Source organism: Roseovarius dicentrarchi (genome assembly GCF_003316635.1).
Classification (GTDB): domain Bacteria; phylum Pseudomonadota; class Alphaproteobacteria; order Rhodobacterales; family Rhodobacteraceae; genus Roseovarius; species Roseovarius dicentrarchi.
Genome location: NZ_QNQP01000091.1, coordinates 1 through 511, shown reverse-complemented (window position 1 = coordinate 511; position 511 = coordinate 1). Strand labels below are relative to the sequence as shown.

The following is a 511-nucleotide window of genomic DNA, read 5'->3' as shown; positions in this document are numbered from 1 at the left end:
CCAAGCGCGAAGTGATGACCGGCATCGGACCGGTGCCGGTAAAAGTGCCGCGTGTGCGGGATCGGGGCGCGGGCGAAGACAAGATCATTTTCACGCCCAGCATCCTGCCGCGGTATCTGCGCAAGGCGAAATCAGTCGAAGAGCTGCTGCCGTGGCTTTATCTCAAGGGCGTGTCCACGGGCGATTTCACCGAGGCGCTGGGGGCGCTGCTGGGCCCGAATGCCAAGGGCCTGTCCGCCAAGACCGTCACCCGACTGAAGGCCGACTGGTGGAAAGACTACGAGGCTTGGGAGAAACGTGACCTCAGCTCGCGGCGGTTCCTCTACATCTGGGCGGATGGTGTCTATTTCAAACCGAGAATGGCGGAGGAAAAACAGTGCGTTCTGGTGATCGTTGGGGCCGATGAATATGGCCGCAAGGAACTGCTGGCCATGACCGACGGCTTCCGTGAAAGCACCCAAAGCTGGCGCGAGCTGCTGCTCGATCTCAAACGTCGCGGCCTGAAACACGA

The 511-nt window shown here is 61.1% G+C and carries 1 protein-coding gene; it reads left to right on the top strand.

The features are described 5' to 3' along the window. The coding region (locus DQ230_RS16990; RefSeq protein ID WP_203228128.1) for a transposase at positions 1-511 on the top strand (511 nt) is incomplete at both ends.